Origin of the sequence: Bacillus sp. DTU_2020_1000418_1_SI_GHA_SEK_038 (assembly GCF_032341175.1) — a bacterium.
In the GTDB taxonomy this organism is placed as follows: domain Bacteria; phylum Bacillota; class Bacilli; order Bacillales; family Cytobacillaceae; genus Cytobacillus.
The window spans coordinates 2770738-2792437 of sequence record NZ_CP135435.1; the positions used below are offsets into that span (position 1 = coordinate 2770738).

20 protein-coding genes and 1 other RNA gene are annotated in these 21700 nt (G+C 37.0%); 7 read left to right on the forward strand and 14 right to left on the reverse strand.

The features are described from left to right. Window positions 1-20: 20 nt before the first annotated feature. The gene (locus RRV45_RS13705; protein WP_315665251.1) at window positions 21-254 is read right to left on the reverse strand and encodes a DUF2249 domain-containing protein; all 234 of its coding nucleotides are present in this window, start codon (window positions 252-254) and stop codon (window positions 21-23) included. A gap of 210 nt (window positions 255-464) precedes the next feature. On the opposite strand from RRV45_RS13705, the gene RRV45_RS13710 reads away from it, so the two are divergent. The 5 genes from RRV45_RS13710 (at window position 465) to RRV45_RS13730 (ending at window position 3919) form a co-directional block, all read left to right on the forward strand. Further along, window positions 465-1622: an MFS transporter gene (locus tag RRV45_RS13710; RefSeq protein ID WP_315665252.1), complete on the forward strand. Its 1158-nt coding sequence runs from the start codon at window positions 465-467 to the stop codon at window positions 1620-1622. Window positions 1623-1906: 284 nt separating this feature from the next. Continuing rightward, the gene (locus tag RRV45_RS13715) at window positions 1907-2140 is read left to right on the forward strand and encodes a DUF2249 domain-containing protein (RefSeq protein WP_315665253.1); all 234 of its coding nucleotides are present in this window, start codon (window positions 1907-1909) and stop codon (window positions 2138-2140) included. A 5-nt stretch (window positions 2141-2145) separates the two neighbouring features. Next, window positions 2146-2352 carry a DUF2249 domain-containing protein gene (locus RRV45_RS13720; protein WP_315665254.1) on the forward strand — a complete coding sequence of 69 codons (207 nt, stop codon included), beginning with the start codon at window positions 2146-2148 and terminating at the stop codon, window positions 2350-2352. Between the two features lie 14 nt (window positions 2353-2366). Then, window positions 2367-3608 carry a hypothetical protein gene (locus RRV45_RS13725; protein WP_315665255.1) on the forward strand — a complete coding sequence of 414 codons (1242 nt, stop codon included), beginning with the start codon at window positions 2367-2369 and terminating at the stop codon, window positions 3606-3608. Between the two features lie 11 nt (window positions 3609-3619). Further along, window positions 3620-3919, forward strand: coding sequence for a metal-sulfur cluster assembly factor (locus RRV45_RS13730; RefSeq protein WP_315665256.1), 300 nt, complete (start codon window positions 3620-3622; stop codon window positions 3917-3919). Window positions 3920-4030: 111 nt separating this feature from the next. On the opposite strand, the gene RRV45_RS13735 is transcribed toward RRV45_RS13730, so the two are convergent. The 10 genes from RRV45_RS13735 to RRV45_RS13780 form a co-directional block, all read right to left on the reverse strand. Next, window positions 4031-5956 (reverse strand): ATP-dependent DNA helicase, encoded by a 1926-nt coding sequence (locus RRV45_RS13735; RefSeq protein ID WP_315665257.1) that lies wholly within the window; start codon window positions 5954-5956, stop codon window positions 4031-4033. A 181-nt stretch (window positions 5957-6137) separates the two neighbouring features. Next, complete coding sequence (locus RRV45_RS13740; protein ID WP_315665258.1) at window positions 6138-6320, reverse strand: hypothetical protein; 183 nt, start codon at window positions 6318-6320, stop codon at window positions 6138-6140. A gap of 220 nt (window positions 6321-6540) precedes the next feature. Beyond that, window positions 6541-7674 carry a THUMP domain-containing class I SAM-dependent RNA methyltransferase gene (locus RRV45_RS13745; protein WP_315665259.1) on the reverse strand — a complete coding sequence of 378 codons (1134 nt, stop codon included), beginning with the start codon at window positions 7672-7674 and terminating at the stop codon, window positions 6541-6543. Between the two features lie 9 nt (window positions 7675-7683). Continuing rightward, window positions 7684-9393 (reverse strand): putative bifunctional diguanylate cyclase/phosphodiesterase, encoded by a 1710-nt coding sequence (locus tag RRV45_RS13750; protein WP_315665260.1) that lies wholly within the window; start codon window positions 9391-9393, stop codon window positions 7684-7686. Between the two features lie 206 nt (window positions 9394-9599). Then, window positions 9600-10003, reverse strand: an RNA gene (gene rnpB, locus RRV45_RS13755) — RNase P RNA component class B. A gap of 80 nt (window positions 10004-10083) precedes the next feature. After that, window positions 10084-10383, reverse strand: a complete 300-nt coding sequence (gpsB, locus tag RRV45_RS13760; RefSeq protein WP_315669037.1) for a cell division regulator GpsB — start codon at window positions 10381-10383, stop codon at window positions 10084-10086. A gap of 84 nt (window positions 10384-10467) precedes the next feature. Next, on the reverse strand, window positions 10468-11031 hold the full coding sequence (locus tag RRV45_RS13765; protein ID WP_315665261.1) for a DUF1273 domain-containing protein: 564 nt from the start codon (window positions 11029-11031) through the stop codon (window positions 10468-10470). A gap of 98 nt (window positions 11032-11129) precedes the next feature. Further along, on the reverse strand, window positions 11130-11474 hold the full coding sequence (locus RRV45_RS13770; RefSeq protein ID WP_315665262.1) for a spore coat protein: 345 nt from the start codon (window positions 11472-11474) through the stop codon (window positions 11130-11132). A 380-nt stretch (window positions 11475-11854) separates the two neighbouring features. Beyond that, window positions 11855-13090, reverse strand: coding sequence for a ribonuclease H-like domain-containing protein (locus RRV45_RS13775; RefSeq protein WP_315665263.1), 1236 nt, complete (start codon window positions 13088-13090; stop codon window positions 11855-11857). After that, window positions 13080-15380, reverse strand: coding sequence for a DEAD/DEAH box helicase (locus RRV45_RS13780; protein ID WP_315665264.1), 2301 nt, complete (start codon window positions 15378-15380; stop codon window positions 13080-13082). The genes RRV45_RS13775 and RRV45_RS13780 overlap by 11 nt, the downstream gene beginning before the upstream one ends. Before the next feature lie 162 nt (window positions 15381-15542). Between RRV45_RS13780 and RRV45_RS13785 the strand changes: the two genes are divergently transcribed. Continuing rightward, entirely contained in the window at window positions 15543-16235 is a 693-nt protein-coding gene (locus RRV45_RS13785) for a Crp/Fnr family transcriptional regulator (RefSeq protein ID WP_315665265.1), read from the forward strand. Between the two features lie 53 nt (window positions 16236-16288). Here the strand turns inward: RRV45_RS13785 and hcp are convergent, their stop codons facing one another. Continuing rightward, window positions 16289-17581, reverse strand: a complete 1293-nt coding sequence (gene hcp / locus RRV45_RS13790) for a hydroxylamine reductase (RefSeq protein ID WP_315665266.1) — start codon at window positions 17579-17581, stop codon at window positions 16289-16291. A 268-nt stretch (window positions 17582-17849) separates the two neighbouring features. On the opposite strand from hcp, the gene RRV45_RS13795 reads away from it, so the two are divergent. After that, on the forward strand, window positions 17850-18314 hold the full coding sequence (locus RRV45_RS13795; protein ID WP_315665267.1) for an Hsp20 family protein: 465 nt from the start codon (window positions 17850-17852) through the stop codon (window positions 18312-18314). 27 nt (window positions 18315-18341) lie between these two features. Here the strand turns inward: RRV45_RS13795 and RRV45_RS13800 are convergent, their stop codons facing one another. Both RRV45_RS13800 and RRV45_RS13805 read right to left on the reverse strand, forming a co-directional pair. Beyond that, window positions 18342-20750, reverse strand: a complete 2409-nt coding sequence (locus RRV45_RS13800) for an ABC transporter permease subunit (protein ID WP_315665268.1) — start codon at window positions 20748-20750, stop codon at window positions 18342-18344. Beyond that, window positions 20743-21606 (reverse strand): ABC transporter permease subunit, encoded by an 864-nt coding sequence (locus tag RRV45_RS13805; RefSeq protein ID WP_315665269.1) that lies wholly within the window; start codon window positions 21604-21606, stop codon window positions 20743-20745. The genes RRV45_RS13800 and RRV45_RS13805 overlap by 8 nt, the downstream gene beginning before the upstream one ends. Between the last annotated feature and the right edge of the window lie 94 nt (window positions 21607-21700).

Genomic DNA, 21700 nt, shown 5'->3' on the forward strand with positions numbered 1-21700 from the left:
TCGGTGTTATTATTAAATGTTTATTTTTTTCCGATTGCCACTTTCCAAAGATCAGGTCCTTCTTCTAGATACTCCCATGTGAAATCATTTTCTCTTTCTATCATAAATTGATATTGCAGAGGTTTTGGATCGTGGTCATTGACAAGCAGCATAAACTCTCCAGATTCTAAAGAATCAAATGCTCTAAAAATGGTCGGATGCTTCTCTCTCGGCGGAAAATCCGGTGCTATAACGGTTTGTGCAAACTCAATCATTTTTTCTCCTCCTTAACTGTAATTACAAATGTATTGTATAAAATAATCACTTGTACAATAGTGAGCATCGTCACTGTGAAGAAAAGACTTTATTTTAACTAAAAGGAATGATTCTATAAGACTTCATCTACTGATAGGTACATTAATCGTTTTCTTCTGGAAAAACAGTTATAATAAAAAGACAGACTATAAATCATAGGAAGAGATACTATGAAACAATTTATTTTTATTATCGTTTTAATTTCTTTTATCGACATGTTTGCACAACTCCCTATTATGAGTCCCTTTGCCAAAGAACTAGGGGCTACACCTGCATTAATTGGATTAGCTGTTGGTATGTATTCCTTTACGAATATGTTCGGCAATATTCTCGCTGGGTATTGGATTGATAAACATGGCTCTAAGAAAGTATTACTGGCTGGTTTTTTTCTTACAGGTTTAATTATTCTCCTATATACAGTTGTTTTTACACCATGGCAATTAATAGCAGTAAGATTCCTCCATGGGTTATTCAGCGGCTTTCTTGTACCTGCAGCCTTTACCGTTATTGCGAATCGAGGAAAAGAAGGCAAACAAGGAAAGTCAATGGCTGTTTCAGGGGTGGCAGTTGGCATATCTGCCATAATCGGTCCAGCCTTTGGCGGAATTATCGCTTCTAAATATGGAGTGAATTGGGTGTTCATTTCTATAGCAATTGTTATGCTTGTCATTTTTATATTGTCAGCCTTTGTTATTCCTGATACAACAAAACAAATAACAAGGAAAATTGAACCTCCCGTTAAAACACTTGTAGCATTATTAAAAAATCCTATGCTTTCAATTAGTTTTAGCGGTGCGTTTTCCTTAATGTTTGCCCAAGGTGTACTAGCCTACATGCTGCCTTTGCAGGTGGACTCACTGCAATTTGGGACTCAATATAGTGGAATTCTTCTTAGTACATTTGGGATAACAGCGATAATAATTTTTGCCTTACCAACAAATCGATTATTTGACCGCTATCAACACCAAAATACAATGATGGCTGGGATGAGTGTTATTGGGATCGCACTTATTTTCCTAAGCATGTCCACAACATTGTCATTCTTATTTATTTGTATGGTTATTTACGGGACTGGTTTCGCATTTCTCTTTCCATCTATCTCTGCAATGCTTGTAAAGCATACTGATCTAGAAACCAGAGGAAAAGCCTTCGGGTTATTTTACGCCTTTTTCTCATTAGGTGTTGTCATCGGCTCCTCCTTAACTGGAATTTTAGCCGTATCGTTTGCAACAGGTTTTTCTATTGCAGCTTGTATTTTATTTGCAAATACTTTGTGGACATTCCTTTATTTCAGAAGCAAAGCTGGAGTTACAGAAAGTATGGAGTGAACTAAGATGAATGAATATGTGAGTAAATGTGCCGATTGTGGAAAGAAGCTATATTGTTTAGATGGTTTTTTCAATGGTGTTCTTACAGAAAATAATGAAACTTTATGTTTAGATTGTGCAGATAATAAGAAGATATCCGAAGATTGAACACGGATTTCTTCTTTTTTCTTTTTAATTGAGAATGATAATCATAAATTTAGTATTCTATGATTCATGTCACTTAAGAGAAGAATTTCTGGTGATACACTATGTATAAAGAATAAAGAATATGAGGTGGCTAGAAGATGGAAAATAAGACGGTTGAATTAGATGTAAGAGAAGATATTAAAAATAAACTTGAGCCTTTTCAAAAAATTATGCAGGCTGTAAAAGAACTAAGTACTGGAGATGTATTTATCCTTCATGCTCCCTTTAAACCTGCTCCCCTATTCCCTATTTTAAAAGGAAAAGGCTTTGAATATGAGGCAGAAGAGATTGAGAAGAAACATTGGAAGATCACATTTACAAAGAGGAGCTGATCATCATGTTATTAGATAATCGCGGACTTGAGCCGCCTCAGCCCATGATGAGAACGTTAGAGGCTCTTGAGAGCTTAAAGCCAGGAGAAACGCTGTCGATTATTAATGACCGCCGCCCGATGTTCTTATATGAGCAGCTTGAAGAAAGAGGATTAAAATATGAAACTACACCAAATGAAGATGGAAGCTTTTTAATTGAAATTACGAAATAGAGCAGGTGATGAAGATGAACTCTTCTTCAGGAAATGAAACAAATATTAAACTGCCATTTTCTTTTATCCTTGTCAGTATTATTGCTATTATAGGATCACAAATCTTACTTCTGTTCCATGGAGATTACATGATTAGTGGCCAATTTCGCGTACCGGGAATATGGTCAGCAGCTCATTTATTTTTGTTAGGGTGGGCCCTGATGATTGCTATGGGTGCTATGTATCAACTAGTGCCCGTTGCTTTCCTTACCCCCATTTGGAGTGAAAAATTTGGCTTTATTCAATTTGGGGTATATGTAATCGGAGTATTCTCATTTGCGCATTTTCTATTTTATGAGCCGCAAAAAGCGTTAGTGCCTGGAATCATCACACTCATAGGGATTCTCATGTTCCTCTTCCAAATGTTTATGACTTTAAGAAAACAGGCAAAACCAAATATATTAACCCTATATGTCGGTACAGCTTTAATTTGCCTATTAATTACTATTATCCTAGGTATTACAATGTTATTCAGCATGAAAACGGGTTTTGCAGGCCATTACTATCAAGCTATTTTTAAGAGTCATTTACTGCTTGGAATGACAGGCTGGTTTACACTGCTTATATTCGGTTTCTCTTACAAAATGGTGCCGATGTTTTCATTATCTCATGGTTTTACGATGAAGCTGGCCAATTATGTTTACCCGGTCTATACAATTGGTTTAGCTGCAGCAGCTATTTCATTTTTTATAGAATCAAAAGCACTTTTAACTGCAGCACTCTTTTTTCTATTCGCCGGATTTATCATTTTCATGTACCATATTTCGAATATTTTAAAGAAAAGAGTGAAGAAAAAGCTTGACTATTCCTTTATATTCGCCCTCATCGCGATCATAAGCGGGGGAATTATTCACCTTGCCGCATTTATAACAGGGCTGTTAGGAGTATTTCATAAAGCAGCGGGGCCATTATTATTTCTATACATGTTCTTATGGATTGCCTTTAGTATTATAGGCTATTTATACAAAATTGTCCCATTCCTATGGTGGACTGCTAAATACAGTAAGGAAATTGGTAAAAAGGATGTTCCCGCATTAAAGGATATGATCAATGACCGAGCAGCTACTCCGGTGTTCACCTGTCTCATGATTGGAGCAATCGGCGTTGCGGTTTCCCTCTCTATTGGGGGCAAGGCATTATTTTATCCGAGTCAAATCATATTCACTTTTGCCTGTTTAATGTTTTCAATTGCTATTGCAAAGGTTGTAAAAAAATAGGAGGGATTATTGTGGAATTAAAAGATACAGTGCTGGCTAACTTACGAAGGGTTTTGGACCCTGAGCTTAATATCAATGTGGTAGATTTAGGATTAATATATGACATCGAGATTCCAGAAGATGGAATCGTTATGATAACTATGACATTAACAACCCCGGGCTGCCCTCTTCATGATAGCATTGTCAGCGGGGTAAAATATTGTATTGAAGAATTGGAAGAAATAAAACATGTTGATGTTGAACTCGTCTGGGAGCCTGCATGGACACCAGACCGAATGACTCCTGAAGGAAAAAACCAATTAGGCAGATAAGAAAATCGGAAGCGCCTGACCAGGAGCCAGACAGTACTCAAACTGGTGAAAGGTTAGACTTTATCTTTTAAAATCCCCTCTCTGCTTTACACTAGCAGAGAGGGGAATTTTTTAATTTAACCCTTCCGTTGTAGGAAGGACACTTTTGATTTGTTCAAGTACTACCTTATCTTCGTCTTCCTTGATAAGAATATGAACTCTCCCTTTGTCCTCATGTGTTCTGATTAATCTTCCAATTCCTTGTCTTAACCGTAATAGCATATACGGCAAATCAACCTCTTTGAACGGGTCAGAAGCACCCTCACGTTTTGCTTTAAAAACAGGATCTTGAGGAGGAAATGGCAATGAGAAAATAAAGACATTTTCAAGTGCTCTTCCAGGAACATCCAATCCCTCCCATAAATGAACAGAGCAAAGTACTGATTGCTCTTCATTTTGAAAATTGGATACGAGCGTACTAATTTCGGCATCTCCTTCAAAATAAACAGGGAATTTCATCTTACCGGCAATCCACTTTTTGAAGCTGGTAAGCTCGTCTTTTGCTGTAAAAAGGACTAACGCTCTTCCATCAGCTTTTTCTAGTTGCTCTTGGACATATTGCATTTTCTCATCAATTGAAGCCTCTTTGAATGTCGGCATGTTAATAACCATATTTTCGTCATAATTAAATGGCGAAGAAACAGTGAAAGATAGATAGTTGTCGATTCCTAAGCTTTTTGCCATATAATCAAATGATTTATTTTCCGAAAGTGTCGCCGAAGAGAAAATAAATGGCTTCTGTTGTGAAAATACTTCTTCTCTCATTATATCCTCAACCATGCGGGGCATAATAACGAGTGTTCTTTCCCCTGCATTTTCCTCAAACCAAGTGATACCTTTCAAATCCTTTAGAAATAAGGATAACGAATATGATATTTGTTCTAAATATTCCTCAACAATTTTTAAATCATATTCATTTATTACATACATTTCACTTTCAAATACAAGTTCATCTTCGAGTGAACAAATAAATTGAAGAAGTTTTTTACCTTCTTTTATGACAATGTCAGACTTTTGAATTGTTTTTTTATCCGAACCTTCTGCTAAAGAAGATGCATTTTCAAGTGAAAAGAAAAACCGCTCATTTTGAATAATCGTTTCATCGATTATATGCAATGTCTTTTCCCTTACATCATTGGCCATTAATCGGGTTAAAAGCGATTCAAGAATCTGCTCTGTAAATCTATACGTTAATGCCTTCTGTGAGGCATATTCCAGTAAATGACCTTCATCGAAAACGACACATGAGCTGTCCGGCAATAGTGGAAGCTGTCCTTCTCTCTTTCTGGATTCCTTTGTCCAAATATGCTCCATATAAAAATCATGGGAACAAATAATTAAATCTTTCGAGTTTCGGTAGAAGTCACGGTTCAATGTTTGTCCACAGCGGTGGCGCTTTTCACATGTAAAGCAATCTTGAAAAGGATCCCATGCGATATGGTTCCATTTTTCATCTGTTAATTCCGGAAATTCCTTTCGATCACCATATCTTTCAAAGCTTTGCATAGAAGAACCGGAATGCACAAATTCAGGAAGCTGATCGTAAACCGAGTTATATGTATCCAAATCATCACTTGCAACTAGTTGGTCGAGCTTATTTAAACATAGATATTGGTCCCTTGACTTCGCTAGCCGTACATCAATATTTAAGTTTAGAGCCCTTTCAAGCTTAGAAATATCGCCCTCTTTTTTCACTAGCTGTTCAATTAATGTTTCATCTGCGCAGGCAATGATCGCTGGCTTGTTCAAGTATCTTGCATAAGCTAGGCTATAGAGCAAATAAACGATAGTCTTTCCTGTACCTACTCCCGCTTCAGCGAAAATAACCTTCTTTTCCTTAAAAGCCTTTTCAAGCTGAAAGGCCATGAAAATTTGTTCATCTCGCATTTCAAAACCTGATTCAGGAAGGATATCGTAAAAAACATCCCCGATCCATTCACTTAATTTATCAAAAAAAGATTCGCTTTTGGACAATGCAAAAGGCATCCTGCTTTGCATATTACCCCTCCGACATAGAAAAAATTTAAGCGTCCGATTATAGACGCTTATTTTCATACCTGTATCATTATCTCATCATTGCATCATTGTTAAACAAAAGACCATCAATCATTGTATCGTAAATAAGGAAAGTGTCAAGATAAAAAGAAAAGAACCTGACTCATCTCAGCCAGGTCCCAAATTAATAGCCGATCTTTTTATGTACAGATGAAAATGATAATGACATTGCTTGCTGAAGTTCATTTTGAGCAGTTTGCAACTGTTCAAGTGCCCCTGATGTTAAATCCTGTTCCCCCTTCATCGCTTCAATCGTATTCATTAACACCTGTGAGATTTTATTAAAATCAATATTGGAATTCTTCATTACCGCTAGGCCCCCTGATCCTTAAATGATACATCTATTGTATTCAAGGTCAGGATGTTCTATACTCCTGTAGAATTACTTTTCTTGAGTTTGAGAACTGTCTAGCTTCAGCACCTACCCCCTCGAGGTCACAAGCCAATCCTCCCAGAAAGGTAAAGAACACCTTTCCGAGAGGCTCGTCTTGTGCTTGTCGGGGGTGGGCAAGGCGCTTCCGCTTTTCTTATTTTTGAGGTCTTTTCCCCCAATATTGATAGTAGTCTGTTTTAATAAAACCATTAAATAATTTCCGCTTCTTTGTTGCTTGTTTGCCATAGAATTTCTCAAAATCCTCGTTAGAAGTAAGGACATATATTGACCATGTATCAAGGTATGATAATGCCTTCCCCATATCTTCATACATTTTCTGAACTGCTTCTTTTTCTCCTAATCGTTCGCCATATGGGGGATTGCAGGCAATGACTCCGTAATCCTTTGTTGTTGTAAAATCCTTTACCTGCATTTGTTTAAAGCTGATTAAATCGCCAAAGCCTGCTTCAAAAGCATTTTCCTGTGCAATTTTCACCATTCGATGATCAATGTCAGAGCCTGTAATATCTAATGGCTGATCATATTTAGCGAGATCTTCCGTCTCCATTCTTGCCTCTTCCCAAACTTTTTCTGGTACCCATGCCCACGATTCAGAAATAAATTCACGATTAAATCCAGGAGCGATATTTTGGCCAATTAAAGCTGCTTCAATTGGAATGGTTCCAGAACCGCAAAAAGGATCAACAAACGGTTTTTCTGCATTCCAGTTCGTAAGCATGACAAGTGCTGCGGCAAGTGTTTCCTTTAGTGGAGCTTCTCCTTGACCAGCACGGTATCCCCGTTTATGCAAGCCGCTTCCGCTCGCATCAATTGTTAGCAAGGCGATATCTTTATGTATGGCCACTTCTATTTTATATAACGGTCCATTTTCTTCGAACCAGCCCGTTTTTTTATAATGGTTTCTTAATCTCTCAACAACTGCTTTTTTGACGATTGCCTGACAATCGGATACACTGAATAACTTCGATTTAACTGATTTTCCAGTTACGGGAAACTCAGCATCCTCGGATAAATAATTTTCCCAAGGGAGTGACTTTGTTTTTTCGAAAAGTTCATCAAAGGTGGTAGCTTTAAACTCCCCTATTTTTATTTTTATTCGATCAGCTGTACGAAGCCATAGATTCGATCTAGCAATCGCGAGTGCGTCCCCTTTATAGCTGATTCTTCCGTTTTCAACTTCACATTCATACCCTAGGGCGCGTACCTCCTTCGCGACCAAGGCCTCTAAGCCCATGGCAGATGTTGCAATCAGATCATACTTTGTCATAATTTCACCCTAATTCATTATTTCCGTTTCCCAGCTAGTTAAAAACGTCAATAGCTTATGTAAAGGAATCGGTTCGGATATATAAAAACCTTGAATAAGGTCACATTGCTCTTTTTTTAGAAATTCATATTGTTTTTTGTTTTCAACACCTTCTGCCACAACCTTTAAGTGCAACCGATGCGCCATCGTAATAATAGCCTCCACAATGGAGCTATCTTCCTCATATAGTGTTAAACGGCTAATAAAGCTTTGATCAATTTTCAGTGTGTCGAGCGGAAAACGGTTTAAATAGCTTAACGATGAGTAGCCTGTCCCAAAATCATCTATTGATAATTTAACGCCAAGCTGCTTTATCTTTACAAGCTTATTAACCGTTTCACTTGCTTTAGGCATAATCATGCTTTCTGTTAATTCAAAATCAATAAAGTTTGGATTTACATTTGTTCTTTGAAAAATCTCACTTATGGATTTAACGAAATTTTCTTGGTTAAAATGAATCGCCGAAATATTTACGCTCATTCTCAATTTAGTATTCCCATGTAAATGGATCGCTTTTAAATCTTCACATGCTTTTTGAATGATCCATTCACTTATTGGAATAATTAAGCCTGATTCTTCTGCTAGAGGAATAAATTCTGAAGGCGGCACTAGGCCCAATTGTTCTTGTTTCCACCTAACCAATGCTTCCAAACTAACAACTTTATTCGTTTTCACATCAATTATCGGATGATAAACAAGAAATAATTCATTACGCTCGATTGCTTTTCGCAAATCATTTTCCATTTTCATCTGTCTTGGCTCATTTTGATGCATCTTTTTATGATATAGCTCAAATTGATTTCTTCCGCCGTTTTTTGCCTCATACATAGCCTTGTCAGCGGTTCTCAATAATTTTTCAATATCCGTTCCGTCAAAAGGATATAGACTTATCCCAATACTTGTAGATACGTATACTTCTTGCGTGTTAAGGTGAAAGGATTTTGTGAAACTTTCAATGATCATCTGAGCAATATGGACAGCTTCCTTTGGATGCTTGAGATTAGGCAAAACGATGACAAACTCATCACCGCCCAGCCTTGCGATCATATCTTTATTTTTCAGCAGTCCTTTTAATCTTTCAGACACTTTCTTCAGGAGCATGTCTCCATAATTATGGCCAAGAGTATCATTAATTTGTTTAAACCGGTCTAAATCTAGAAAAAGGACAGCTAATTGCTGATTATATTTTTTGGCAGTATGAATTAAGCCTTCAAGCCGCTTATTTAAACTATAGCGATTTGCCACTCCTGTCAAAGAGTCATTATGTGCTAAATATCTCAGCTGATCCTCAGCATGTTTACGATCCGTAATATCAGAAAATACAGCAACAAAATTCGTTATGTATCCATTTTCATCTTTAATGGAGCTAATGGTGATCCATTCCAGAAAAACATCTCCATTTTTGCGTTTGTTCCAAATTTCACCTTTCCAGTATCCATTTTCATAAATTTGCTTCCACATATTATTATAGAACTGTGCATCATGAATTCCAGATTGAAGGATATTTGGGTTTTTTCCAACTACCTCCTCTTTAATGTAACCAGTCACGATTTCAAAAGCTGGATTTACAGAGATAATTCGAGACTTCCCATCTGTAATCATAACTCCTTCACTCGTATTTTCAAGAATCTTCTCTGCGAGATTTATTTTTTGACTGACCCTGACCTCAGATAATATCATATTAATCGTCCTTATTTACTATTTATTTTCTTTCTTAGTATTTATTATTATCATATAGTTAATCTCTTCAATATACAATATTGGCAATAGCCTCATAAAAATGCTTTCCTAAAAAAGTCGAAAAAAGGACAAAATTCTTTATACAAAAGGAAAAGCTCTCCTAAAAAGGAGAGCATTTGCTTCATCTATTCATTTCACTAATAACGTTCTGTAAGCCATGTTTTGTACCTTTGTACTGCATACGACCCAAAGTCTCGTACTAAGGTGGTAATCATCTATCTACAGGTATATCCCTGTCCTTCTCCTCGTTCAATTCCTCAGAGAAAGCGCCCCTACCATAATTTGGGTTTCTCACTCGTGGGGTTTACCTCGTTCCACCCTCTTCATTTCTGAAGAGGCTCCGTCACTGTGGCACTTTCAAGGTATTCATGCCATATCCTATTGGACTTAGGCATTTTCCCTGCCGTCAGCCAAGCAAATGCAAGCATCAGCCTAACTGCCCTAGCTTATTTTTTCGCTAGGCACGAACACTACAGGCATCGCAGCCTGTGCGAGCATGGACTTTCCTCTACAATTCGCTAGAAGCTCATTGCAGCGATTACCCGAACGTTATTAATGCTAACAAAGTTATTATATGTAACTTTTAGTGGAATAGCAATGGTAATTCATTTGAAATCAAGAAAAAAACTGTCAATCGTACAATTTACTGCCAAATACATGCTTTTCTAAATTGGATAGCCGTTTTAGAATATCGAAATTCGTTGTTCCAGCCGTTTGTGCAGCTGGACGTCTGGAAGACTCTTCAAGCTGCTTCTTTAATCTCATGTTTTCTTGCTGTAAATCTTCAATTTCCTGATGAAAAGTTTCATAATCCTTTATGATCCAATCGAGAAATTTATCTACTTCTTCTGGTTTATAACCACGCATGGCTGTTTTAAATTCTTTTTCCAAAATATCTTTTGCCGTTAATTTCACTTTATCGGATAACATGACAATCACCTCAAAGTTCACCATCATCATATCTATTTTTTCAGAGATATGCATTTTTGTCAATTTTTCTTTCGAACTAATTTTTTATTCATAGCCAGCTTTCATTTGCTCTTCCTCAGCTAATACTTGTAAGTCATCAAAACTGATCATTCTAATTTCGTAATGACTCTTTTCCTGCTTCCTTTTCGCCTCTTCATATAAGTATTTTGGGCTTCCCTCTTTCTCAGTATCATAAAACAAAAGCAGAACATCACTCTTTTCAATAAAAAATTGGTTTTTCAAACGAAATTGCCAAGGCTTTTCATAAGGCTTTCTAGAGACAGAGTCAACATAATCAGCCTGTGCCAATACCGATTCATACCATTCTTTATTTGCTTCCTTCCATGAATCTTCCTGATTTAAGAAAGGAGTTATAACGGCTAGTTGAAGGTTATGGAAGCCTTCGAGCTGAAGATCAAAGACCACTTCTGCAGCCCATAATTCCGTACCTAGCTGCCCGCTTATGATGACCCATTCCAGTCCTTCGTCTAACAGAGATAAAAGCTGGTTTTTTAAAGCTAATTTAATGATATAGACAGCCGGATCTTCATTTTTAAATATACCAATTTCATATGGTTTATAGCCAGATACGATTGCAACTTTAGTCATAGCATTAGCCTTTCTATGTATAATAATGTTTTCATTTGATACAATCATACACCAAATATATAAAAACAAGGGCATAACCGAATATGCCCTTGTTTTTATTATTTCCTAAAGAATGGTCCTGCACCGTACATCCCTGGTCTAGGAACACCAAATGGTCCTTGAGGTTGTGCGCCAAATCCTGCTTGAGGAAATGCTCCTGGTCCGCCAAACGGAGCGACTCCAGGTCCTGGCGGTGCTACAAACTGTTGATGCGTTACTTCATTTACTACTGATTGCGTATGCGGGAAAGAATGCACATGCTGAAAATTATGATGGTTCACAGTAGTTGTATGACTTGGATGAATATGTGGAACGATTGTATTTTGGAAAGTATGATTTACACAGCATTTAGTTGGCGATACTGTTGCTGGCAAAACATTTGTTGGCCTTGGTCCACAATACATATAAAGATCCCCTTTCTACATAATTTATTTACATTAACAGCCTATGTAGATAGGGGGAATCTTGTACTAATGAAAAAACCTATTTTAGTTATATTGTACGTCTGCCTAAATAGAAACAATAGCAACAGGGTTTCAGAAATATGTATGATCCTTTTAGAACATACTATAAAAACTCCCCTTTAAGTTGGAGAAAATAACGGCTACAAATATAATGACGAAAAAAAACAGAAATAATATTGCTTTATACATACTATCTGCCTCACTCTATTCCTAAATAATACTGCACAATTACACATTCTACAGCTTTTGCAATAGGCTTACAACTAGGAAATAGTGGTTTTTTCGCATTATTATTATTAATTTGAGAAGATAGTAGATGACTATTTCTTTCTCATCAGTCGTTGCAGCCTTTTAGTAAGATCCTCATGTTTAACTGAAGAGTTCTCAACCTTATTTGCTCGATAGATGGATTCAGCCATTTCCGTATATTTAAGAGCTTGTTCGATATTTTTCTCACGATGTTCAAAAATTTTCGCAAGTTCGATACAGGCATCCAGTTTAATTTCCAATTCGCTATGCTCAGCAACGTCTTTCCAAAGCTGAATGGCTTCAAGCCAATTCTTTTGTTTTTTATATTCGAATGCAAGTGCATGCTTGGCTTGAAGAGCTTCAGCACCATTTCCTGCTGATATATTAGAGAATGCCTTCTTGGCTGATACAGTTTCTCCTAATTGTGAAAACCATCTGCCAACTTCGTATTTCTCCCGCGCAGTCTGCCCCTTATCAATCCCAAGAATTTGAAAGGAAAGGTGAGTATACAAGCTAATAAGGGATAATATATCAAGTTCATTATGCTTTAACACTGCAAGCATTCCTTCTGGATTTTTTGTTTCCACATAATCAAAATAAATCATCGGTGCTAAAAAACCTGGAAGGTCATCCTTTCTTTCTACACCTAATACTTCTTTTTCAACAACTGATAGCTTAATTCGTTCTAATTTATGCTTCCACATCCTTCTAGAAGCATGATATAAATCGAAGTGGCCAAATGGGGGCAGCTTAGGAACTTGGTCTCTAATAAGAGTATGTCTCGTTTTCACTTGCGGCCAATCAAATGATTTTCCATTATAGGTCGCCATCATCTTATAATTTATACTGTCTAGAAAGCTTTTGTATAATGGAACCTCTGCTCCTGGATGAGGTAAAATATGTTGTTTCAAATGAACCTTGTTTCCTTGAAGGCTTGCATGGCCTAGAATAAAGATTGTGTTTCCAACTCCCCCGCCAAGTCCAGTTGTTTCTGTGTCAAAGAAAAAGAATTGATCTGACTGAAACCCGGCAGCAGACAACGGATGACTGATTTCTGCAGAATTCCATGCTTCTACTGCCTGATAAAATTGGGCAAACGTATAAATGCCGTGTTTCTCACTAATTGAATATTCCTTTTCTCTAATTAAGCAAAAGTCTCCGTCAAAATAAAAGGGAAAAACCCCAGCTTTTTCCCAAACCTCCCTATAAGGGAAGTCGGTGACATCTGCTTTTGGAACTAGCTTTTCACTGCCGGTTTTATGGGAAAGTTGTGGCTTTAATCGATTCAGCTTGTTTTTAATGGACATGGCTTTCACCATAGAATTGATTTCTCGTTGTGAAGCTTGTTAATATTTTAAGGACATCTGATTTGGCAGTCTTGGAAGCAGTTTCAGTCCCAATGCAGGAAGGACAGCCTTGTTCACATTGACATTTATCAACCATTTCCCTTGCCTCATGTAAAACATGCTCAAACCCTTCGTATATCTTTTCGCTTAGTCCAACCCCGCCAGGATAACGATCATAGAAAAATATCGTTGGCTTCTCATTGTGTGCCGCTTTTACTTGCGGGACAACATGAATATCCTGAGGGTCACACATAACAAATAGCGGGGCAATATGCCTTAATGCATGAGCTGCCCCTATAAGCCCTTGCTCTAAGCTCTCTTGTTTGTCTAGTAAGGAGTCTTCATTCAAAGAGAACCACGCAGAGCTCGTATGAAGCTCGGCTTCCGGAAGGCTAATAGGCCCCGATCCAATATTTTCATGTGTTTCAAATTTTATCTTTTTAAAAATAGTGGCCATCGCAACAACACTTACATCCCCATAGCCGATTTCCCCTGAAGGTAAGATGCGCTGCTTATCTTGTTCAAGAACTTTTAGATCAACGGCAAGATTAGCATCTGTGAAGTAATCTGCATCTACTTCTCTAACGAAGGCTTTTTTCTCCTCCCAGTCTAGTAGTTCTACTTGGAATTGCGTTCCTTGGTGAAGGTAAATAGCCTCTTCATGCAGGAGTGTCATCGCAGAAAATTGATCCATTTCACCAATTACCTTCACATTCGCAATGTCAGACTGATCAATTATAACGACATTTTCCTGCGAAGCTGAACGCAAACTAATATTATGAGCAGGAAAAGAATCATTCATCCAATAATATTTTCCGCCCTTTTCATAAAGAACTCGTTCTTCTGCTAAATATTCAAGGACCTCTTCCGTTTCAAATGACCCGAAGGATTCACCCGCATGAAAGGGGAGCTCGAAAGCTGCGCATTTGATATGATCTATTAATATTATTAAATTATCGGGATGAATTCTCGCCCTTTCAGGGCTTCTTTTGAAGAAGTAATCAGGGTTTTGAATGACATATTGATCCATTGGGCTGCTGCTCGCAACCATAATGACAAGGGATTCATCATGCCTCCTTCCTGCACGACCAGCTTGCTGCCATGAGCTTGCAATTGTTCCAGGGAAGCCATTCATTATACAAACCTGAAGCTGACCAATGTCCACTCCCAGTTCCAGAGCATTCGTACTGACAACACCGTATATTTCTCCAGAACGCAGGCCTCTTTCTATTTCCCGTCTCTCAGTTGGCAAATAACCGCCCCGATAGCCGCGGATCGCTTTTGGACCTAATTTATGTTTAACAAGGTCCTGTAAATATGTCAGCAAGATTTCGACCCTGACACGGCTCCTGGCAAAAATAATCGTTTGTATTTTATTTTTTAACAATATGGAAGCGAGCTTTCTTGCTTCTAAAGTAGCACTTCTTCTAATATTTAATGGCTTATTAACAATTGGCGGATTATAAAAAACGAAATGCTTTCTCCCGCTTGGTGCCCCATTATTATCGATTAATTTAACCCTTTTCTCAGTTAACTTCTCTGCCAATTCCATAGGATTGGCGATCGTTGCAGACGTACAAATAAAAATAGGGTCACTCCCATAGAAGCGGCAAATTCTTTGTAATCGACGGATAACATTGGCGACATGACTTCCGAATACACCACGGTAAATATGAAGTTCATCGATCACAACAAATTTTAGGTTTTCAAAAAGGGAAACCCACTTTGTATGATGCGGAAGGATGGCTGAATGAAGCATATCAGGATTAGTAATGACAACATGCCCCGCTTTTCGGACCTTCTGCCGAATATTAGCTGGGGTATCACCATCGTATGTATAGCTATTTATTGCTAAACCTGTTTCATTTATTATTTCATTAATTTCACTTTTTTGATCTTGGGCAAGGGCTTTAGTTGGAAACATATATAGCGCTCTTGCATGAGGATTATTAATAATCGTCTGTAATACAGGGAGATTGTAGCATAGAGTCTTCCCTGACGCAGTTGGAGTTACAGCAACAAGACTTTTTCCATTTATAGCGGTTTCATATGCCGACTTCTGATGAGTATAAAGACTTGTTATCCCTCTTCTTTGTAATGCCTCTTTAAGTTCTGGGCTTATATCAATGGGAAGATCATCAATTCGCGCTTCCTTCTCTTCAATTGTGTGCCAATGAACGATATTTTGCTTGAACTCTTCTAAATGTTTCATTTGCTTCATTAAATCATGCAAGCTTTTCCGGACTTTCATCTTACTCACCTCATAGCTATTATTCTAGCGAATAAGCGTTCGTTTTTAAAGGAAAACTTCCCGTCATAAATTGTTCAAATACTTCCAGCCAAAAAAGCTACAATCCTGTGTCTTTTTTGTTACAATATTGGTAACAATGGTTTTACTTGAGAGGTGTAAAAGATGAATTTTTCCGATATTAAAAAGGTACTTTCACAGTTTACTCTGTTTAGAGAGCTTAGTGATACAGAGATTGATAAAATAGTGGAAATCTCCATCTCTAGGGAATGGAAAAAAGGCAGTCATGTATTCATGCAGGATGATCCGTTAGAAAATGTATACTTTATTCAAAGTGGCCGCATAAAAATTTATAAAAGCGATGTGAATGGCAGAGAACAAATTGTGGCAGTTGCGAAAAATGGGGATATGTTTCCACATGTCGGTTTCTTCCGAAAAGGTGGATATCCTGCCTTTTCTGAGGTGCTTGAAAGTTCCACATTAGTAGTCGTGCCAATTGACCAATTTGAGAAGGTGCTATTAGAAAATCCTGAACTTTGCATTAAAGTGTTTAAAGTACTAGGAGAAAAAATTGTTGACCTGCAAGAACGGTTAGAATCTCAAATTCTAAATAATACATACGAACAAATCATTAAACTCCTTGTTCGTCTAGCCAAAATTCATGGTCAGAAAATGGATGATGGTTTATATCTCTTAAAAGCGGAATTCACTAATAAGGATTTGGCCAATATGATCGGTACAACTCGAGAAACCGTCAGCAGAACATTGACAAAGCTTAAAAAGGACCAGTTGATTGAAACAGATGCATCCGGAAATATTATCATTGACCCTGAAAGTCTATTAGAAGAAATTTTGTAAGCTTAACAAAGAAGAACCACTTTTTTGAAAAGGTGGTTCTTCTTTATTAGCTATTAATTATATTGAAGCATTTCTTCCAAGTCTTCTTGAACCGTTCCAATAAGTTTTAGATTGAAAGTATTTTGAAGTACATTCAAAACGCCGTCTGAAATAAATTCAGGTGCCTTTGGTCCAATACGGATATCCTGAATTCCTAAACTGAATAATCCTAGTAAAATCGCAACCGCCTTCTGTTCGAACCAAGATAATACAATACTTACTGGCAGCTCATTAATTTCACATTCAAAAGCATCTGCCAAAGCTTTTGCAATTTTCACGGTTGACCCAGAGTTATTGCATTGTCCTAAATCAATATATCTTGGAATTTCTGTTCCTGGAACAACCCCATAATCGACATCATTGAAACGGAATTTTCCACAGGATGTTGTTAATATAACTGCTTCAGGCGGTAATGATGTAGCAAGTTCACGGTAGTATTCTCCGTCCTTTCCTGGGGCATCACAGCCAGCGATGACGAAGAACCGTTTTATTTTTCCTTCTTTAACAGCTGCAATAACCTCTGGTGCAAGACCTAGTACGGTTTCATGGTGGAAGCCTGTTAGTAATGTTTCATCTGATTGAATATTTGCCTCTGGCAGCTCTAATGCCCGATTAATTAGCTGGCTGAAATCATCATTCACTATTTTCTCCACATTTTCTAGACCTGCAACCTCATAGCTAAACATCCGATCTGCATATGTACCTTTTATTGGCATAACACAGTTAGTCGTTGCCAAGATGGCGCCAGGGAACTTTTCGAATAATCTGCGCTGGTCATACCAAGCTTTACCGATATTTCCTTTTAAATGGCTATACTTCTTCAATTGGGGATATCCATGAGCCGGAAGCATTTCTGAATGTGTATAAATATTAATTCCTTTTCCCTCTGTCTGCTTAAGCAGTTCCTCTAATGCAAATAAATTGTGTCCTGTTACGATAATACATTTACCTTCGATTTTGTTTTGCGATACACGGATTGGCTGCGGAACGCCTAGTCTTGTAGTATGGGCCTCATCAAGCATTTCCATTACCCTAACAGCTGAACGTCCTACCTTTAACGCCATCTCAATATGTTCCTGTACATTAAAATTTGAGTTTGTTAATGTCAAATACAGTGCCTCATGAGTCGTTGCATCAACAAATGGATCCGTGTATCCGAGCTGATTTGCATGTGTACGGTAGGCAGCAATCCCCTTTAATCCAAAAATAATTGTATCTTGCAAGCTTGCAATGGTTTCATCTTTTCCACAAACACCGATAACTTTACATCCCCCACTCGGAGTTTGTTCACACTGGTAGCAAAACATCCTTTAAATCTCCCACTTTCCCAATAAATTAACATGATCTGAATATTTTCAATACCAAAGATAAAATGTGATTCAAATCACGCTTTTTCATAACATGATCAGAATATCCTCAATTCCAAAGTTAAAGTGTGATTCAAATCACGCTTTTTCAATTGTCAATATTTGTTCAAAAATTACCAATATTTTATTTACCAAGAACAAATACCCAGTATCCTTCATAAGATATTGTGGCTATGCCAACATCATTAATTGATAGGGGCTGAAAAAATTGAGCAACGATAGCAAAAAGGGAAAAAATGAGATGGGAGATTTAATGAAATCGATGAATCAATTCTTTAATGAAAAGCCAGTTCGGGGCTTTCTGCAAACTATGGATGAGTTCTTCAGGAACCCATTCCCCTTTCATTCTCCTTTTCACGTTGATGTCCGAGAAACAGCGGAAGAGCATATTATTACGGCAGAGCTGCCTGGTGTAAAGCGTGAACAGATTCAGCTCGATGTCCTTGATAATTACGTAACCATTTCCGTTCAGTCTCATGAAATATTAACCGAAGAGGATGAGAATCAGAAAATGATAAAAAAGCGGCAATCAATGCAAAGATCAAGCAGAACCATTCCTCTCCCACAGACAATCACCGAAAGCAAAGTTAAAGCATCATACCAAAATGGGCTCTTAAAGATCCGTGTTCCTAAACAAAAGGGAAAGCATATTAATATTGATGAAATTGAATAAAAAACAAGCAGTCTCATAAACTGCTTGTTAATGCTCTGAAGTATCTAGCCATTTATTAAAATAACCAGTAGGTACACTGAAATAATCCTTTGTAAATCGTATAAACTCCTTCGTATCTACTTCTTTGTATTTAAAATGCTCATAATAGCTAGAAAGGAATTGCATGCTTACTTCCTTTACATCGTCTCCTTTTAATCTGTACTTATCCTCCATCATCTTTAACATTTCAATGGCAGGCTGTCCATAAATAAAGCCTGTATTTTTTACTTTATCTAACGAAACATTTGAATATTGTCTGCCAATTGGAGGATTTGCAGCCTCTATACGCTCTATTCGGTTATATGGAATGCGAAATGCTTCTCTTCTGCTTTGATTTTTGCCAGCATAAAAATACATAGAGGTGGCAAACTCAGTCATGCCTTCATCAACCCATGCCTGATGATATTGATCGTTCGCAACAACACCATAGAAATACTGATGAGCGATTTCATGGACTATGGCGTTTTTGTAAAAATACACATCCTCTATGTAAGGATTAATCGTTACTACCCCTGAATATTCCATAAATGGACCATTATCCAAAATAATATCTAATTGCTTATGAGGATATTTCCCTATATTCTCCTGATAGAAACTTAAAGCATCTCTTGCTAACTCTAAAGTTTCCTTAATATTTTTCTGATGATCCGTCTTCGTGAACAATCGGATTTTGACCCCGTCATTAGCCTCCGTTTCATGGATATCCATATCCTTAACAATGCCAATGAAGAAATCCCTCACTTTTTTTACTTTGATTTTCCCTTCACTTTCCTCTATTCGAGGGTCTTTATCGGATGAAGAAATAAGGGAGTACCCTTCTGGAATTTTATAAGTGACTTCAAAATTAGCAAAATCTGTATGGAAGGTCTCCATTCCATCATCATAATCTTCTTTATTCCATTTTCCATTTTGATAGGTTGCTAGCATTGGATACCAGTGAGCCAAATAATAATTTTCCTTTTCTTTTGAAAGGCGAACCCCCTCATTTGGAATCGTAATTGCATACTCTATTTTAACTTGATGCTTTTTCTTTTTCTGCATGGATGAAGGGATGCTAATTATTAAATTATCATTATCCAAGCTATATGTTGCTTGATCGCCATTAATCATGATTTCGTTCATTTGTACAGTAGAATACCCTTTAACAGATTGATAGGGATGCCCTTTTATAAAAGCATTTGGAATAAAATAAAAGGTGATGTCTTCCCAATTATCATCTGATATATTTTTGATTTGAATATTTGCTGTTGTATGAAAGACACCCTTTGCATCCATTTCTACATGCATATCATAGTAGGCTTTACTGTCATTTTTTACCCCTACATCTTTATCCTTTGTGGCTATGACATAAACTCCTGCTCCAATAAATACCATGACTAGGAAAGCGAAAGCAAGCCTTTCTCCTTTAGGGAGTAAACGCTTCCTTTTCTGATTTAATTGTTTGCGGATTGGTTTAATCCTTTGTGTCTGACCTGTTTGGATCCATGGCGTTCTTGAGTAGTTTGCCTGAAAGCGATTTTTTAGACCATTTGCCAATAAGCTAAAGGAAATAGTTGTAAATAAGAGAACCATTAAGGGGGTCATCAGAATATGAGTATTACCATTAATATTTCCTCTAGCTTGTCCAACTAAACCAGACAGTTCCTTCGTTACTGACAAATATATAAGCGGATCAAATCGAACAGTTGTTCCGCCAATAAATATATTCATGAGTGACAACTGGCCCATAATGGTAATAACATAAACAATTTCCAAAATGAACATAACTAATAATGTTTCCTTCATTTGCGGAAATATATGCTTCCAAATTAGTCTGTTTTTCCTGGCACCAAGAACATTTGCAGCCTCAATATAAACAGATTTATTTAATTCAGCCGTCTTTAGTCTCACGGTGGAAACAATACTAGGGATACTAATGACAGAAGCTATCATAATAAAATATCCAATAAGAGTGCTTGAACTTAACTGACTATTAAAGCTGATTGGCCTCATAAAAAAATATAAAATGAGAAATAAAGGGATATAGCTCCAAGCATTTTCAAAAGCGCCAACCCAGCTAGGTGTTTTTTTCCACATGCCTGCATATAATCCCATTACTGTCCCAAGCAGCATCTTTATACATGTAACAGCCAGTGCTACAAATACCGTAAAACGAATTCCATATAGGATCATCGTCATCAAATCATAGCCCCATTTATCTGTGCCTAATGGGTAGCTATCATTTATAAATGGTTGAATTGGAGGGGCTAATACCTTTCCATTCGTATATTGCGTTTCCAGCATCTCTGTTAATGAGTGTGGAGCCAGAATTGGACCAAATACACAAAGAAAAAGGATGATTGATACGAAGAGGCTCCCTGCATATAAAGAATAATTGATGTTAAATAATTTATTCATAAATAAATCCTCGTTTAAAAAGGTAAAGTACTAGTCTAATCGATAAAAAGACGACTCCAGAAATCAAAAGCATCGAAAAAAGCCCAATTGCAATAGGCTGAATTTCATTACTTTGAAAAATGAATTTCGTGATACCTGATACATTCATAATGTACTCGACTATAAATAGATTACCGATGCTTAAGGAAATGACTTTAATTAGCTCGGCTTTAATAAAGGGCTCAACATTTTTATAAACATGCTGGAAATTAATATAATTTAAACGCATTCCCTTTGCTACGGCTGTCTTGATATAATCTTCACTGCTCGTTTGAAGATATCTCACTGATACAAGCTTAAACATATATATTGTCGGTGCAATACTTACAAGCAAGGTCGGAAACCAAAGATTGAGCGCTCCCGCGTCAGCACGTAAAGAAATGATTCTAACCCCTGTTACCTTATAGAATTTCACCGCTAAAATCAAAGATAGAATAATAATAATAAAATCAGGTATCGCTGATAAAACGTTTAAAATGAAATTTAAGAGCTTCGTTAATCGAAAACGGCTTATGAAAATTCCAAAAATTAAGCTAATGATAATTGAAACATTTACTCCGATTAGCATGATTTTTAAACTAGTAAAAAAGTTATTCCCTATGTCCCCTGCAATTTCCCGATGCTGTGAACCTAATTGATATGTACCTAGGCTTCCATTACTAATTTCACTAATAAAATCCCCATAAATTCCAGGCAATTTCTCAAAATGCCATTTCAACCGATTCTCATGCTGATTTACTTCAACTATCATTGGTATGGCAGCAAGAGAAAGTATTAAGAGGAATATGATAACAATTTGCTGTAATGTACGTAACATCTGCATCCCCCATCTATATTCATTTCTCTATTTTTTCACCTGTTTCTATTTATTGTCAATCATAATCTTCAAATCTAATGAAAAAACAAGGTAT